Genomic DNA, 14,886 nt, shown 5'->3' with positions numbered 1-14,886 from the left:
TGATACGAAACAAATCCCTTAAGAATCAATGCGTTGAAAATGTTTCGGCAGGCCCGCAATACTGGCACGAGGGTTGCGTAATAGACGGCACACGATGCCGCGAAGTCATGCAGGCATTCCAACATCAGGAGACACGTCTTGCAGACCTCTATCCATACCCCGCCCCATTCCGAGCCGGTTTCCGGCACCGTCGCCCCCCCGCGCGAGCGCTTCTGGCCGGAGGGCTGGTGGAAACTGATGGAAATCCGCATCGGCATCATTCCGCTGCCCGTCTACTTCATCCTGCTCGCGCTGATCGTCGGCTTCTCGGTGACCGGCAAGGTGCCCGGCGAGATCTCGATGGCGATCGCGGTGCTCGCGTTCTTCGGCTTCACCTGCGCGGAACTCGGCAAGCGGCTGCCGCTGCTGCGCAACATCGGCGCGGCCGCGATCTTCGCGACCTTCGTGCCGTCGGCGCTCACCTACTACCACGTGCTGCCGAAGCCGGTGCTGAACCTGACGGTCGAGTTCACGAAGTCGACCAACTTCCTGTACCTGTTCATCGCGTCGATCATCGTCGGCAGCATCCTGAGCATGGATCGCCGCGTGCTGATCCAGGGCTTCGTGAAGATCTTCATTCCGCTCGCGGCCGGCTCGGTCGCGGCCGCGATCGTCGGCACGGCGGTCGGCACCGCGCTCGGCCTCGGCGCGCGCCACACGCTGCTGTACATCGTCGTGCCGATCATGGCGGGCGGCGTCGGCGAAGGCGCGATTCCGCTGTCGATCGGCTATTCGGAACTGATGCACCTGCCGCAAGGCGAGATGTTCGCGATGGTGCTGCCGCCGGTGATGCTCGGCAGCCTGACCGCGATCATCCTGTCGGGCGCGCTCGACATGCTCGGCAAGCGCTTCCCGCACCTGACCGGCAACGGCCGCCTGCAGGTCGGCGAATCGGGCGACATGACGCCCGAGAACGAGGAAATCCGCGGCCACGTCGACGTCTCGCACATCGCGGGCGCCGGCATCACCGCGATCACGCTGTACCTGGTCGGCCTGATGGCGCACAAGCTGTTCGGCCTGCCCGCGCCGGTCGCGATGCTGTTTCTCGCGGTGCTCGTGAAGCTTGCCCGCGCGGTGTCGCCGCCGCTGCAGGAAGGCGCGTTCGTCGTCTACAAGTTCTTCTCGACCGCCGTCACGTATCCGCTGCTGTTCGCGATCGGCGTCGCGATGACGCCGTGGGACAAGCTGACCGCCGCGTTCACGATCGTCAACGTCGTCACGATCGTGTCGACCGTCGCGACGCTGATGGGCACTGGTTTCGTGGTCGGCCGCCTGATGAAGATGTACCCTATCGACACCGCAATCGTGAACGCCTGCCACAGCGGGCAAGGCGGCACCGGCGACGTCGCGATCCTGACCGCCGCGAACCGGATGCAGCTGATGCCGTTCGCGCAGATCGCGACGCGGATCGGCGGCGCGATCGTCGTCACGGTCACGCTGATCCTGATCGCACACTTCGGATGACGCGCCGCCGCGCGCCCCGTCGTGCCGGCCGCTTCGCACGCGCCGCCGCCGGCCTCGCCGGCGCGCGGCGCGCGTCGTTCCGGGCGGGCGGTTGCGGGCTTCGATGAGGGCGAACGTGCAGAAGAGCTTCAAGGGAATCCCGTGGTGGGGCTGGGCATCGGCCGCGGTGTTGTACGTCGGCGTGGCCGGCGCGGCCGTCGATTTCGCGTGGGAACGCGCGATCGATGCGCTCGAGGAAGCCGGTGCGCACCGGCTCGACCTGTATGCGTCGAGCCTGAAGAGCGAGCTCGGCCGCTTCGAGATCCTGCCCGGCCTGGTCGCGCGGCAGGACGGCGTGCGCACGATGCTCAAAGCCGCGCCGCACGATGCGCCCGCGCTCGTGCATGCGGTAAACACCTACCTCGAAGCCGTGAATCGCGACGCGGGCAGCGGCGCGGTCGACGTGATCGACCTGCAGGGCGACGTAATCGCCGCCAGCAACTGGAACGAGACGATCAGCTTCGTCGGCACCAACGTGTCGTACCGGCCGTACTTCAAGGACGCGCTCGCGCGCGGCAGCGGCCGCTTCTTCGGCATCGGCACCAATACCGGCGTGCCGGGTGTCTACTTCGCGAGCGCGGTGCGCAGCGACGGCGTGCCGATCGGCGTGGCCGCCGTGAAGATCAGCGTCGATTCGCTCGAATCGGCATGGCGCGCGCCGGGCGTCGCCGCGATGGTCGTCGACGGCAACGGCGTGGTCGTGATCTCGACCGAGCCCGCGTGGAAATTCACTGCGCTGCGCCCGATCACCGCGCAGCAGCAGCGCGACATCCAGGCGTCGCGGCAATACGCGGGCCGCACGGTCGACGCACTGCCGTATCGCCGCATCGGCGACCGCGGCGCGGCCGCGTGGTTCGGCACCTTTCCCGATCCGCACCACGCCGGCCGCAGCACGCGCTATCTCGTGATGTCGCGCCCCGCGCCGCAGGCCGGCGATTCGCTGATGGTGCTGCTCGACATCGCGGGCGCGCGGCGCCAGCAGCAGACGGCATTCATCTTCGTCACCGGCGCGTTCCTGATCGTCGCGCTGCTGGCCGGCTATGCGATCCAGCGCCGCCGGGCGATCGTCGCGCGGTTGAAGGCACAGGACGCGCTGCGCCGCGCGAACGACCGGCTCGAACTGACGGTCGCGCAGCGCACCGCCGCACTGACGGCCGCGAACGAGCGGATGCAGCGCGAGATCGACGAGCGCGAACGCACCGAGCAGCGGCTGCGCGCGTCGCAGCAGGAAGTCGTGCATGCGGGCAAGCTCGCGGTGCTCGGGCAGATGGCCGCCGGCCTCACGCACGAACTGAACCAGCCGCTGGTCGCGATCCGCACGCTGTGCGACAACGCGCGCACGTTCTTCGAGCGCGGCCAGCCGGCGCCCGCGCTCGCCAATCTCGAACGGATCGGCAAGCTCGTCGACGGGATGGCGGTCCTCACCGGCGAGCTGAAGACGTTCGCGCGCAAGCCCGACGTCGAGCGCGTCGCGGTGTCGTTGAACGAAGCCGTCGCGCATGCGCGGCTCATCTACGACGCGCGGATCCGCGACGAAGGCGTGCGGCTCGACGTGAACATCGCGCCCGGCACGGCCGTGTCGGCCGAGTCGAGCCAGTTGCAGCAGGTGATCGTGAACCTGCTCGGCAATGCGCTCGACGCGGTGCACGACGCGCCCGTGCGCCGCATCGTCATCGAGGCCGCCGGGCCGGACGAAGCCGGCCGCGTGCGCTTCACCGTCGCCGACAGCGGCGCGGGCATCGCGCCCGACGTGCTGCCGCACCTGTTCGAGCCGTTCGTCACGACCAAGCCGCGCGGCCAGGGCCTCGGGCTCGGCCTCGCGATCACGTCGCGCATCGTCGAGGCGTTCGGCGCGAAGATCGCCGCGACGAACCGCGACGAAGGCGGCGCGCAGTTCACCATCGAATTCGCGGCGGCCACGCTGCAAAGGACAGAGCATGGAAGATGAGATTCGGGTGCTGGTCGTCGAGGACGATGAAAACGTCCGGATCGGCGTCGAGCAGGCGGTGGCGCTGGCCGGTTTCGCGGTCGACGCGTTCGCGTCGGCCGCCGACGCGCTCGCCCACGTCGCGCCCGGCGCGCCGGTGGTGATCGTGTCGGACGTGCGGATGCCCGGCATCGACGGGCTGCAACTGCTCGATCGCGTGATGGCCATCGACGCGCAGATCCCGGTCGTGCTGATCAGCGGCCATGCCGATATCTCGACGGCCGTCGGCGCGATGCAGGTCGGCGCATACGACTTCATCGAGAAGCCGTTTTCGTCCGACGTGATCGCGGGGCGCGTCGCGCGCGCGGTCGAGAAACGCCGCCTGACGCTCGAAGTGCAGGGCCTGCGCGCGGCGCTGAACAACTGGCAGGGCATCGAGGCGTTCGTGCTCGGCAAGTCGCCCGCGATGGCGGACGTGCGCAAGAAGATCCTGCGCCTCGCCGATACGTCGGTATCGGTGCTGATCACCGGCGAAACGGGCACCGGCAAGGAGCTGATCGCGCGCAGCCTGCACGACTTCGGCAGCCGGCGCGACGCGCATTTCGTCGCGCTGAACTGCGGCGGCCTGCCCGAGCAGGTGTTCGAGAGCGAACTGTTCGGCCACGAAGCCGGCGCGTTCACCGGCGCGATCAAGAAGCGCATCGGCAAGATCGAATGGGCGGACGGCGGCACGCTGTTCCTCGACGAGATCGAGACGATGCCGGTTCCGCTGCAGGTCAAGATGCTGCGCGTGCTGCAGGAACGCGTGGTCGAACGGCTCGGCGCGAACGAGCTGATCCCGGTCGACTGCCGCGTGGTCGCCGCGTCGAAAGCCGATCTCGCCGAACTCGCGGCCGACGGGCGTTTTCGCGCCGACCTGCTGTATCGCCTGAACGTCGCGCAGATCGAGCTGCCGCCGCTGCGCGAGCGGCGCGAGGACGTGCCGCTGCTGTTCGAGCATTTCGTGCTCGCGGCCGCCCGGCGCTTCGGGCAGCCCGCGCCGGTCGTCACGGCCGCGCAGGTGTCCGAACTGATGACGCACGCGTGGCCCGGCAACGTGCGCGAGCTGCAGAACGTGGCCGATCGCTTCGTGCTCGGGCTGACCGGCGACAGCCTGCTATCGTCCGGCGGCACACCGGCCGCGGCCGGCACGCTGGCGGAACAGCTCGCGTATTTCGAGCGCATGCTGATCGAGGACATGCTGCGGCGTCACAACGGCAACGTCGCGGAGGCGAGCGAAGCGCTCGGGATGCCGAAGAAAACGCTCTATCACAAGCTGCGCAACCTGCGGATTCCCGCGCGCGGCGACGCGGCGGCCGACGGCGGCGAATGACGCGAACGAGGACACTCACGGTATGGATCGCATCGAAGTCACCGAACAGGGCCGCCTCGCCGGCCACCTGATCCGCGGCGTCACGCACGCGCAGAAAACCTTCCGCCCGAGCGACTGGCCCGAACGCCTCGCGGGCGTCATCACGCTGTTCGTCGGCGAGCGGCGGCCCGGCTATCCGTGCGCGCTGTCGCGGCTCGCGATGCCCGTCGTCGCCGGCGGCGTCAAATGCCTGTTCGTGTCGGACGAATTGCGCACCGTGTGCGCGGACGCATTCGACTTCGCGATGCAGTTCGCGGCCGACAACGATCTCCCGGTCGAACTTCAGACCGCGCCCGCGCTGGCGGTGCGCTGACACGCGGGCCGCTTTCGCGGCGCGCGGCCTCCCCTTTTCCATTGCGACGCGCGGGTGCGCCGGCCGGCCGCCGCACGTTCGTTTCAGGCCGTTCGGACAAAACAGTTTATCGTCAGACGATTGAAAGCATCGACATCCGTCCCCTTCCGACAAGGGTTTCCGGCCGAGCCATCAAGAAAATTGATCGTCACGATGAAAATTATGCGTTTTCCTTGCAGCTCGCCGTGATGCATAGTTGCGTCGTGTTGACGCACCTTTGAGTCTTTCAGTCATGAACATGCGAATCGAGCCGTCCGTGCTCGCGAACCCCGACCTGCAATTTGCGACGCTTTCGTCAGGCATCAGCCTGCCGTATGTCGAGCGGGGCAGCGGTGCGCCGATGGTGTTCGTGCACGGCTCGCTGTGCGACTACCGCTACTGGGATCCGCAGCTCGCATCGCTGTCGGCCCACTATCGCTGCATCGCGCCGAGCCTGAGCCACTACTGGCCGGCCGTCGAAGCGGGCATCCAGGACGAGTTCAGCTGGCAGAACCACGTCGACGAGCTCGCCGAATTCATCGACGCGCTCGATCTCGGCCCCGTGCACCTGGTCGGCCATTCGCGTGGCGGCAGCGTCGCGTTCAACGTCGCGCGCCAGCATCCGCACCTCGTCGAATCGCTCACGCTCGCCGATCCGGGCGGCCCGCTGCAGCAGCCGGGCGTGCGCGAAGCCGCGCTGCCGGCCGCCGCGATCGCGCTGCGCACGAAGGCCGTGAGCCTGATCGAGCAGGGCGAAGTCGAAGCGGGCCTCGAAATGTTCGTCGACTCGGTAAGCCTGCCCGGTGCATGGAAGAAGAGCACGTCGCGCTTTCGCACGATGGCGATCGACAACGCGAGCACGCTGCCGAAGCAGCTGCGCGACCCGCTGCCCGCATATTCGCAACATACGGCCGGTGACATCGCATGCCGCACGCTGCTGATCGACGGCCAGCGCAGCCCGAAGATGTTCCGCCACAACGTCGACACGCTGTCGCAGTGGATCGGCGATGCGCAACGGCAGACCGTCGCCGGTGCGTCGCACGGGATGAATGCGGCGAGCCCGGCGGTGTTCAACCGTTACGTGCACGAGTTCGTCGCCGCTTGACGTCGCGGGCGGCATGCGCGCCGCCCGGCCTTCCTCTCTGTTGCAGAATCTGCGGAAGCGAAACGGCGCGGAGCTGTCCGCATCGTTTCGCCTTCCTCTGCATCACGCCGCCGGCGCCGCCTTGCGCGTCACCGCATCCGGCAACCCGAACACGCTGTCGAACGCCCAGTTGTACGTGAACGTGAAGATCGGGAAGAACACGATCAGCACCGCGTCGTACAGGAACGCCTGCAGCAGCGACACGTCGAGCCACCACGCGATCAGCGGAATCAGGAACGTCACGAGCGCGACCTGGAACCCGATCGCATGCACGACGCGCCGCGCGACCGTGCGCGTCGTTTCCGCCCGGCGCCGCTCCCACGCCTCGAACCCGAGGTTGTACAGAAAATTGACGATGACGCCCGTCGTCGAGATCATCACGCCAAGCAGGCCGCTCGTCGCCGCGCTCGCGCCGCTGAGCATGCCGAGCACCGACGACGCGACGAGGATGCCGAGCACCTCGAACATCACGACGTAGACTATGCGTCTCTTCCATCCTTGCATGACCGCCCCCCTTCGTTTCGAACCAGGTGGCGAGACTACAGCGGGCACTTCGCCCGGCAAAGTCAGGTCCTTTCAATTTTTCTGACAGGAGGCGCGCGTGCTGACCAGCGACCACATCGACATGCTGTTGACCGTCATCGACAAAGGTTCGTTCTCGGCGGCCGCACGTGCGCTCGGCCGCACGCCGTCGGCAGTCAGCATGGCGATCGCGAACCTCGAGGCCGAGCTCGATCTCGTGCTGTTCGATCGCGGCACGCGCGAGCCGACGCCGACCGCCGCGATGGCCGCGCTGCTGCCCGACGCACGCGCGATCGCCGAGCGGCTGCATGCGCTGCGCGCGCATGCGCAGCACTTGTCGGAAGGTGTCGAGGATACGTTGCGGCTCGGGCTCGCGGCCGAAATCGACGGCGCACCGGTTGCGTGCGCGCTGACGGCGGTGGCCGCGAAATACCCGGCGCTCGCGATCAGCATCGTCACCGCGCCGCAGGACGCGATCGTCGATGCGCTGCATCGCGGCGCCGTCGATCTCTGTATCGCGTACGGCGGGCTCGATCTGCATCCGCAGGAACAGATCCATGCGCTGTGGACCGAGACACTCGTCGCGGTTGCCGCGCCGAGTCACCCGGCCATCGCCGAATGCTCGCAACCCGAGGCGATCGAGCGATTGTCGGGCTTCCGCCAGATCGTGATCGCCGATCCCGAGCGGCCGCTGACCGACGTGCGGCCGTTGATCGGCAACCGCACGTGGAAGGTGACCGACATGACCACCGCGATCGCACTCGTGAAGGCCGGGCAGGGCTGGGCGAACCTGCCCGCATCGGTGATCGGGCGATACGTCGACGACGGCGAACTCGCGCCGCTCGTGTTCGCGAACATCCGCAACGGGCTGCCGTTGCCCGTGTATCTGCGGCGGCAGAAACATACGGGGCTCGGCAAGGCCGCGAGTGAACTGGTGCGCGCGCTGCGGGCTGCAGATGCAAGCGCAGACGCAGGTGCCGAAAAATGACCGCAGTGGCGGCGAACGCCGCCACTGCGCCGGTCATCGCTCGACGGCTTGACCGTTAGTTGCAATCGATGCGTTGCCGGCGCCACCGCGCACTGGATCGAATCGACGAGCGATGCGTTGTCGTAGCGTCGCCCGCTAATCCCCCGTCGACCGCATGCACGACATTCACCCCCACTTGCGTCGGCGTCAGCCGCCGTCAACGCGGGCGCTTCGCCACGCGCGGCCGTTTGGCGGCCGGGCGCCGACCCGTAGCCGCCCCCGCGAACATCTTCATGTCGTGCAGCAGGCCATTCAGCAGCGTATCGGCCGCGACGCCGAGCGGCCGCCCCACCTTCACGAGCAGGCGCGCTTTCGCCGAATCGAACAACGGATGCGCGATCGGCAGCGCGACGAGTTCGCCGCTTTCGAGTTCGCGATATGCCGCGAATGCGCCGATCAGCGTAATGCCGTCGTGGCGCTTCACGAAATGGCGCAATACCGCGAGGGAGTTGGTCGTCAGCGTCGGACGGATCGGCAGGTTCTCGGTATAGGCGAGCATCTGCGCGACCTGGCCGAGACCGAACGCCGGCGGCATCAGCGCAAGCGGATACTCGCCGAGTTCGTGCGCGCGCACCGCGCCGCCGCGCACCGCGAGCGGGTGGCCGGCATGCACGAGCGCCACCACCGGCTGCGACGACGTGGCGAGATACTCGATCTCCGGATGGGCCGGCGGGTTGTACGCGAGCCCGATGTGCGCACGGCTCTCCGCCACTTCCTGCAGCACGTTGTTGACCGGCAGGACGTCGACGATCACGTCGAGCTTCGGATAACGCATGCAGAAATCGGTCAGCACCTCGTCCATCAGCACGTCGACATACCCCTCGCTGGTGACGATGCGCACCTGGCCGGACTGCAGCCGCCGCAACGCCTGCAGGCGCTCCTCGAACAATTCCTGCTGCGAGCGGCACCCGCGCCAGTATTCGAGCAGATGCGCGGCCGCCTCGGTCGGCCGCACGCCGCGCGCCTGCCGCTCGAACAGCTCGACGCCGATCTCCTCTTCGAGCAGCCGGATCTGCCGCGTGATCACGGACGGCGCGGTATTGATGCTGTCGGCCGCGCCGCGGATGGAGCCGTGCGTCAGCACCTCGTGGAAGTAGCGCAAGCGGCGCTGGTTGAGTTCGCGCATGGAGGTTCCCGGTTCGCCCGATCGTTGCCTGTCGAGCAACATTAGATCACTTAAGTTGCTCTTGCTCTGCTTTTTCGGCTCTCCGACGATGCGGCAATCGAAGCCCCTTCCGCAAGACGCTCACGCCACAGGAGAGAGACATGTCCGCCGTCCCATCCTCCCGCCGTTCGGTCGCGCACGACAGCGCGCCGGTGCAGGCGCTGTACCGCAAACTGAACTGGCGCCTGCTGCCGCTGCTGTTGCTCTGCTACACGTTCGCGTACCTGGATCGCGTCAACATCGGCTTCGCGAAACTCCACATGCAAAGCGCGCTCGGCTTCTCCGACGCGGCCTACGGCCTCGGCGCGGGCATTTTCTTCCTCGGCTACGTGCTGTTCGAGATTCCGAGCAACCTGATGCTGCCCCGGATCGGCGCGCGCAAGACCATCAGCCGGATCATGGTGCTGTGGGGGCTGACGTCAGCCGCGATGATGTTCGTGCACGACACCACGTCGTTCTACGTGCTGCGCTTTCTGCTCGGCGTGTTCGAGGCCGGCTTCGCGCCGGGCATGATCTTCTACCTGACCTACTGGTACGGCCCGCGCCGCATGGCCGGCGTGATGGCCGTCGTGATGATGGCCGGGCCGATCGGCGGCATCGTCGGCTCGCCGCTGTCGACCTGGCTGATGACGGCCCTCGACGGCGCGCACGGGCTGGCCGGCTGGCAATGGATGTTCGTCGCGGAAGGTTTGCCGTGCGCGGTGCTCGGCCTGCTGGTGCTGAAGCTGCTGGCCGATCGCCCGGACGATGCGGCGTGGCTGAGCGACCGCGAGAAAAGCCTGCTCGCCACCGAGCTGCCGGTGCCCGCGGGCGGCCATCACGCGTTCGGGCAGGCCGCGCGCGACCCGCGCGTCTACCTGCTGGCCTTCGCGTACTTCACGATGATCTGCGGCATCTACGCGGTCAGCTTCTGGCTGCCGTCGATTCTCAAGGCCAACGGCGTGACCGACACGATGCAGATCGGCTTCTATTCGATGATTCCGTACGTCGGCGCCGCGTGCGCGATGCTCGTGATCGGCCGGCGCTCGGACCGTCGCGGCGAGCGCCGGTTGCACAGCGCGGTGTCGGCGATCGTCGGTGCCGCCGCGCTGGCCGCCGCGACCTGGGCCGACGGCCATCTCGCGGTGTCGCTCGCCTGCATGACGATCGCCACGGCGCTGTTGTGGGCGGCCTACACGGTGTTCTGGGCCATCCCGTCGCAATACCTGACGGGCAACGCGGCCGCCGGCGGCATCGCGCTCATCAACACGATCGGCCTGTTCGGCGGCTTCCTCAGCCCGACGCTGATCGGCGAGATCCGCACCGCGACCGGCAGCATGCAGGCGGGATTGCTCGTGATCGTCGCGCTGATGGTCGCGGGCGCCGTGGCGCTGATCATGAACCGCCTGCCCGCCGACGCACGGTGACCGATCGCGTCGCGACGGTGCCGTCTCGCCCCATGCCCCCCGCACACCGACCTGCTTTACTGGACACGACCTCATGACCCGACGCATTCTCGTTGCCGGTTTCCAGCATGAAACCAACACCTTCGCGCCCACCAAGGCCGCCTACGCGAACTTCGAACGCGGCGAAGGGTTTCCCGCGCTGGTGCGCGACGCCGACGTGCTCGCGCTGCGCGACGTCAACATTCCGGCCGGCGGCTTCATCAACGCGGCCGAGCGGCGCGACTGGCGCCTACTGCCGGTGATCTGGGCCGGTGCCAGCCCGTCGGCGCACGTCACCGAGGACGCCTTCGAGCGCATCGCCGGCGAGATCGTCGCTGCCGCGCGGCGCGGCGGCTGCGACGCGGTGTATCTCGACCTGCACGGCGCGATGGTCGCCGAGCACACGGACGACGGCGAAGGCACCCTGCTCGATCGCGTCCGCGCCGCGGTCGGCCCGGACGTGCCGGTAGTCGCGTCGCTCGACCTGCATGCGAACGTGACCGACCTGATGCTGAGCCGCGCCGACGCGCTGGTCGCCTTTCGCACGTATCCGCACGTGGACATGGCGGAAACCGGCGAACGTGCGGCCGCGCTGCTCGAGCGCCAGCTCGAACGCCGCGGCCCGCTGCATCGTGCGGCGCGGCGGCTGCCGTTCCTGATCCCGATCAACGGGATGTGCACGCTGCTCGATCCGGCTCGGGCGATGTACGCGCGCCTCGCGGCACTCGAAACCGGCGGCGTGGCGTCGCTGTCGTTCGCGCCGGGCTTTCCGGCTGCGGATTTCCCGGAATGCGGGCCGGTCATCTGGGGCTATGGCGACACCGACGCGGTGGAAGCCGCCGTGCAGACGCTGTACGACGCGATGCTGGCCGACGAGGCGAAGTGGCAGGTGCCGTTCCTGTCGCCGGACGACGCCGTGCGCGAAGCGATGCGGCTTGCCGCCGACGCGAGCAAGCCCGTCGTGATCGCCGACACGCAGGACAATCCGGGCGCGGGCGGCGATTCGAATACGACGGGCCTGCTTCGCGCGTTGCTGCGTCATGGCGCGCAGGACGCGGCGCTCGGCCTGATGTGGGACCCGGCCGCAGTGGCCGCGGCGTGGCGCGCCGGCGTCGGCGCAAGCGTCGACCTGTCGCTCGGCGGCTCGGGCGCGCCCGGCGACGAGCCGCTGCGCGCGCGCTTCGAGGTCGTCGCGCTGTCCGACGGCATCTGCCGCTACGACGGCCCGATGATGAACGGCATGCAGGCCGACGTCGGGCCGGTCGCATGCCTGCGGATCGACGGCGTGCGGATCGTCGTGAGCGCCGGCAAGGCGCAGATGCTCGATCGCAATCTGTATCGGGTGGGCGGCATTGAGCCGGAGGCGATGAAGATCCTCGTCAACAAGAGCTCGGTGCACTTCCGCGCCGATTTCCAGAGCATTGCGCACGCGGTGCTGGTCGCGAAGGCGCCGGGGCCGATGCAGGCCGACCCGGCAGACCTGCCGTGGACCCGGCTCGCGCGCGGGATGCGAATGAAGCCGATGGGACGCGCGTTCGGCGGCGCGTAATGCGGTGATGCGGCGGCGCGCGATCGGTTCCGCACGGATGCGCTTGCGGCGTCACGTATTGTCGTCCTGCTTGCACGCTGACTGTCATGCACGAGCGGTGCGCGCGGCGGGGCGCCGCCGCACCGTCTGTCTAGTCGATCCGCCGCCCCTGTTTCATTGCCGCACGCCCCGCTGCCGTGCAGCTTCAAGTGTGTTGCATCGACGGGTTGAATCGGCCAGCGAAAAGCGTCACTTCATCCACTGCGAGAGTTGCTTCTCCACGAAGTCGATCATTACTCTGGCTCGCAGCGGCATGTTTCTTCCATATCCGTGCAACACATGAAGCGGCACGGATCTCAACGCCAACTCCGGCAATACGCGACGCAACCGTCCCGCGTCGATATCTTCCTGAACCGTCGCTTTCAGTATCTGTGCGATACCGAGTCCATTCAATGCCGCCAGTCTCATCGCCTCACCGCTGTCGGAGTCGAATGCACCTTCCATCTGCGGGCTCGCCTCGCCGGAAAACATGACGGGCACCACGCGTCCGGCAAGTCTGTAGCGAACGTGGCGATGCTTCCCGAGTTCGGATGCCGATTCCGGCACGCCGTTGCGGCTCAAATAATCAGGGGAGGCCACGAGCACGAGCGGCAGATCGCCCAATTTCCGCGCATGCAACGTGCTGTCCACGACCTGCCCGGCTCTGATGACCAGATCGAAACCCTCGCGGATGACGTCGACATGATGGTCGCTCACGTTCACATCGAACAGCAGGTCCGGATGACGCGCCATCAAGTCTCTGGTGAGTGGGTCGAGCAGAATGCGCGCCAACGCGCCGGGCACACTCATACGCAGCTTGCCGACCGCGGCCGGCGACGCAGTCAATGCGTTACCTGCTTCCTCGATGCCCCGGATGAGCGGCGCGACGCGCTCATAGTAGGTTTGGCCCTCCACGGTCAGGATGGTAGCCCTGGTCGAGCGCCGGAACAGCCTTATGCCGAGACGCCGCTCCAGTCTTCCGACGCTTCTCGACACGCTCGACGGCGTCGTACCGAGCAAGCGCGCGGCTCCCGTGAACGAACCGGCCTCGACCGCTCGAACAAAGGCAGCCAGGCCATTCAGGTTCTCAACAGACATTTTGATCATTCGGCAAAACTGATTGCTCCGCTGGATGACTGGGCCGTCGTCTCACCCGAAGCTAAATTGGCTTTCAGCGCGACATCCGCGTGGAACAACGGGAATTCAAATGAACCGACTCGAAAACAAGGTCGCCGTCATCACCGGCGGCAATAGCGGCATCGGCTTTGCGATGGCAAAGCTGTTTGTATCCGAGGGTGCGCATGTACTGATCGTCGGACGGCGTCCGGCCGCGGTAAATGCCGCGGTGTCGGAACTCGGCGATCGGGCCACGGGCCTGCCCGGCGACCTCGCCGATCCCGCAACGCATGACCGTGTTGCGTCACTGATCGCGGAACGGTTCGGCGGGCTCGACATTTACGTCGCCAACGCCGGCGTCAACACGATCGCCCGCTCGGACCAGGTCAGTCCCGAAGCGTACGAAGCACAATTCGCCACCAATACCCGGGCGGTTTTCTTTGGCGTACAGAAGATCGCATCCCAACTGCGTCATGCAGGCGCCATTCTGCTGACGAGCTCCATTGCGAGTTCGAAAGTATTCGAAGGTCATGCGGCGTATGCCGGTAGCAAGGCAGCCATCGAAGCGTTCGCACGCAGTTGGGCGCTCGAATTCAAAGCGCGCGGCATCCGGGTCAATGTGATCAGTCCGGGCCCCGTCGACACGCCCATTCTGTCCAAACTGGGTATCGCCGCAGCCGATCGCCCCGCATTCGAGACCGCCGTTGCGGGAAGGATTCCGCTTGGCCGGCTGGGCCACGCAGACGAGCTGGCGCGTGCCGCACTGTTTCTCGTGAGCGATGACAGCAGCTTCGTGACCGGCATCAACCTGAACGTCGACGGCGGAATGTCGCTGATGTAATCGCACCCGTCAATCGTTGGTCGCGGCACGATGATATCGGGCGACGTACTTCGCCTGAGCGATGATTTTCCCGTGCATCTGATAGGCGACGACGGCCGGACTCGCCGCCGGCGCCACGTCGATTTTCGCCACGTCCAGCGCGGACGCCGTCACGACATATCGATGCGACGCGCCCTCAGGCGGGCACGGGCCGCCGTACCTGGATTCGCCGAAGTCCGTCATCGTCTCGACGGCGCCTGCCGGCATGCGCTGCGGATTGCCGGAAGCGCCTTTTTCGATCGACGACTCCGAAGGTGGGATGTTGACGATCTCCCAGTGGGTCCAGCCGAGCCCGCCGGTCGGCGCATCGGGGTCGAACATTGTCACGACGACGCTCTTCGTGCCGCGCGGAACGTGAGTCCACGAAATGCGCGGCGAAACGTTCTGACCGTGACAGCCAAAACCGCCGTACACCTGTTCGTTCGTAAAGTGCCCGTGACTGAGGTCATCGACCCTGATCGTGAACGGCTCCGCGCGGGCTGTCGCCGGGATGACCGCCAGTGCCGTTGACGTGCAGAGAATCGCGGACAAAAAAATCGTCGAGCGCATGATGTGCTCCGTTGAAGGTAAGCGTTCAGTACGGTATCAACCGTATCCTGTCGCAATTCGCAACGGAAGGCGCATTCGCGAACCACGGTGTTGCCTTCGCTGCAACGTCGGTGGCAGGACGTTCAGTCGATTCGGTCGTCGCCTGCCGATCGGCGTTTCGACAGGAACGCCTTCATGCATGGCGCGTCTGTCCGGTACCGGCAGCGCGGATTCGTCAAGGATGTTCGGTGCGCCGGAGGGTATGCCAGTGGATCAGGCAGCAACCGGGTTTGATGCGGCCA

13 protein-coding genes are annotated in these 14,886 nt (G+C 67.1%); 9 read left to right on the top strand and 4 right to left on the bottom strand.

The window, feature by feature from the left end; genetic code table 11:
- Positions 1 to 138 precede the first annotated feature (138 nt).
- The 5 genes from HWX08_RS26415 to HWX08_RS26395 all read left to right on the top strand — a co-directional run bounded on the left by HWX08_RS26415 (position 139) and on the right by HWX08_RS26395 (position 6,316).
- Positions 139 to 1,503 (top strand): 2-hydroxycarboxylate transporter family protein, encoded by a 1,365-nt coding sequence (locus HWX08_RS26415; RefSeq protein WP_174921607.1) that lies wholly within the window; start codon positions 139 to 141, stop codon positions 1,501 to 1,503.
- A 103-nt stretch (positions 1,504 to 1,606) separates the two neighbouring features.
- Entirely contained in the window at positions 1,607 to 3,490 is a 1,884-nt protein-coding gene (locus HWX08_RS26410; protein WP_174921608.1) for a sensor histidine kinase, read from the top strand.
- Positions 3,480 to 4,841, top strand: a complete 1,362-nt coding sequence (locus HWX08_RS26405) for a sigma-54-dependent transcriptional regulator (protein WP_069260810.1) — start codon at positions 3,480 to 3,482, stop codon at positions 4,839 to 4,841. Before HWX08_RS26410 ends, HWX08_RS26405 begins: the two co-directional genes overlap by 11 nt.
- A gap of 22 nt (positions 4,842 to 4,863) precedes the next feature.
- The gene (locus HWX08_RS26400; protein WP_069260811.1) at positions 4,864 to 5,193 is read left to right on the top strand and encodes a DUF3579 domain-containing protein; all 330 of its coding nucleotides are present in this window, start codon (positions 4,864 to 4,866) and stop codon (positions 5,191 to 5,193) included.
- Between the two features lie 271 nt (positions 5,194 to 5,464).
- Complete coding sequence (locus tag HWX08_RS26395; protein WP_069260812.1) at positions 5,465 to 6,316, top strand: alpha/beta fold hydrolase; 852 nt, start codon at positions 5,465 to 5,467, stop codon at positions 6,314 to 6,316.
- Between the two features lie 102 nt (positions 6,317 to 6,418).
- Here the strand turns inward: HWX08_RS26395 and HWX08_RS26390 are convergent, their stop codons facing one another.
- Entirely contained in the window at positions 6,419 to 6,859 is a 441-nt protein-coding gene (locus HWX08_RS26390) for a PACE efflux transporter (RefSeq protein ID WP_174921609.1), read from the bottom strand.
- A 97-nt stretch (positions 6,860 to 6,956) separates the two neighbouring features.
- On the opposite strand from HWX08_RS26390, the gene HWX08_RS26385 reads away from it, so the two are divergent.
- Complete coding sequence (locus HWX08_RS26385) at positions 6,957 to 7,865, top strand: LysR family transcriptional regulator (protein WP_174921610.1); 909 nt, start codon at positions 6,957 to 6,959, stop codon at positions 7,863 to 7,865.
- A 196-nt stretch (positions 7,866 to 8,061) separates the two neighbouring features.
- Here HWX08_RS26385 and HWX08_RS26380 read toward each other — a convergent pair whose 3' ends face one another.
- Positions 8,062 to 9,030: a LysR family transcriptional regulator gene (locus HWX08_RS26380; RefSeq protein ID WP_174921611.1), complete on the bottom strand. Its 969-nt coding sequence runs from the start codon at positions 9,028 to 9,030 to the stop codon at positions 8,062 to 8,064.
- 140 nt (positions 9,031 to 9,170) lie between these two features.
- On the opposite strand from HWX08_RS26380, the gene HWX08_RS26375 reads away from it, so the two are divergent.
- Complete coding sequence (locus HWX08_RS26375; RefSeq protein WP_069260816.1) at positions 9,171 to 10,475, top strand: MFS transporter; 1,305 nt, start codon at positions 9,171 to 9,173, stop codon at positions 10,473 to 10,475.
- A 73-nt stretch (positions 10,476 to 10,548) separates the two neighbouring features.
- Positions 10,549 to 12,042, top strand: coding sequence for a M81 family metallopeptidase (locus tag HWX08_RS26370; protein ID WP_174921612.1), 1,494 nt, complete (start codon positions 10,549 to 10,551; stop codon positions 12,040 to 12,042).
- Between the two features lie 228 nt (positions 12,043 to 12,270).
- On the opposite strand, the gene HWX08_RS26365 is transcribed toward HWX08_RS26370, so the two are convergent.
- The gene (locus HWX08_RS26365) at positions 12,271 to 13,158 is read right to left on the bottom strand and encodes a LysR family transcriptional regulator (RefSeq protein ID WP_174921613.1); all 888 of its coding nucleotides are present in this window, start codon (positions 13,156 to 13,158) and stop codon (positions 12,271 to 12,273) included.
- Between the two features lie 109 nt (positions 13,159 to 13,267).
- Between HWX08_RS26365 and HWX08_RS26360 the strand changes: the two genes are divergently transcribed.
- Positions 13,268 to 14,017, top strand: coding sequence for an SDR family NAD(P)-dependent oxidoreductase (locus HWX08_RS26360; RefSeq protein WP_174921614.1), 750 nt, complete (start codon positions 13,268 to 13,270; stop codon positions 14,015 to 14,017).
- A 9-nt stretch (positions 14,018 to 14,026) separates the two neighbouring features.
- Here the strand turns inward: HWX08_RS26360 and HWX08_RS26355 are convergent, their stop codons facing one another.
- Positions 14,027 to 14,605 carry a YbhB/YbcL family Raf kinase inhibitor-like protein gene (locus HWX08_RS26355; protein ID WP_069260819.1) on the bottom strand — a complete coding sequence of 193 codons (579 nt, stop codon included), beginning with the start codon at positions 14,603 to 14,605 and terminating at the stop codon, positions 14,027 to 14,029.
- Between the last annotated feature and the right edge of the window lie 281 nt (positions 14,606 to 14,886).

The organism is Burkholderia metallica (assembly GCF_902832845.1).
Taxonomy (GTDB): Bacteria; Pseudomonadota; Gammaproteobacteria; order Burkholderiales; family Burkholderiaceae; genus Burkholderia; species Burkholderia metallica.
This window is presented reverse-complemented; position numbering and strand designations above follow the sequence as displayed.

What these genes read in the sequence shown, in the direction of transcription:
- HWX08_RS26410 (WP_174921608.1), top strand. Translation starts at nt 1,607, where the DNA reads ATGAGGGCGAACGTGCAGAAGAGCTTCAAGGGAATCCCGTGGTGGGGC.
- HWX08_RS26405 (WP_069260810.1), top strand. Translation starts at nt 3,480, where the DNA reads ATGGAAGATGAGATTCGGGTGCTGGTCGTCGAGGACGATGAAAACGTC.
- HWX08_RS26400 (WP_069260811.1), top strand. Translation starts at nt 4,864, where the DNA reads ATGGATCGCATCGAAGTCACCGAACAGGGCCGCCTCGCCGGCCACCTG.
- HWX08_RS26395 (WP_069260812.1), top strand. Translation starts at nt 5,465, where the DNA reads ATGAACATGCGAATCGAGCCGTCCGTGCTCGCGAACCCCGACCTGCAA.
- HWX08_RS26390 (WP_174921609.1), bottom strand. Translation starts at nt 6,859, where the DNA reads ATGCAAGGATGGAAGAGACGCATAGTCTACGTCGTGATGTTCGAGGTG.
- HWX08_RS26380 (WP_174921611.1), bottom strand. Translation starts at nt 9,030, where the DNA reads ATGCGCGAACTCAACCAGCGCCGCTTGCGCTACTTCCACGAGGTGCTG.
- HWX08_RS26375 (WP_069260816.1), top strand. Translation starts at nt 9,171, where the DNA reads ATGTCCGCCGTCCCATCCTCCCGCCGTTCGGTCGCGCACGACAGCGCG.
- HWX08_RS26370 (WP_174921612.1), top strand. Translation starts at nt 10,549, where the DNA reads ATGACCCGACGCATTCTCGTTGCCGGTTTCCAGCATGAAACCAACACC.
- HWX08_RS26365 (WP_174921613.1), bottom strand. Translation starts at nt 13,158, where the DNA reads ATGTCTGTTGAGAACCTGAATGGCCTGGCTGCCTTTGTTCGAGCGGTC.
- HWX08_RS26360 (WP_174921614.1), top strand. Translation starts at nt 13,268, where the DNA reads ATGAACCGACTCGAAAACAAGGTCGCCGTCATCACCGGCGGCAATAGC.
- HWX08_RS26355 (WP_069260819.1), bottom strand. Translation starts at nt 14,605, where the DNA reads ATGCGCTCGACGATTTTTTTGTCCGCGATTCTCTGCACGTCAACGGCA.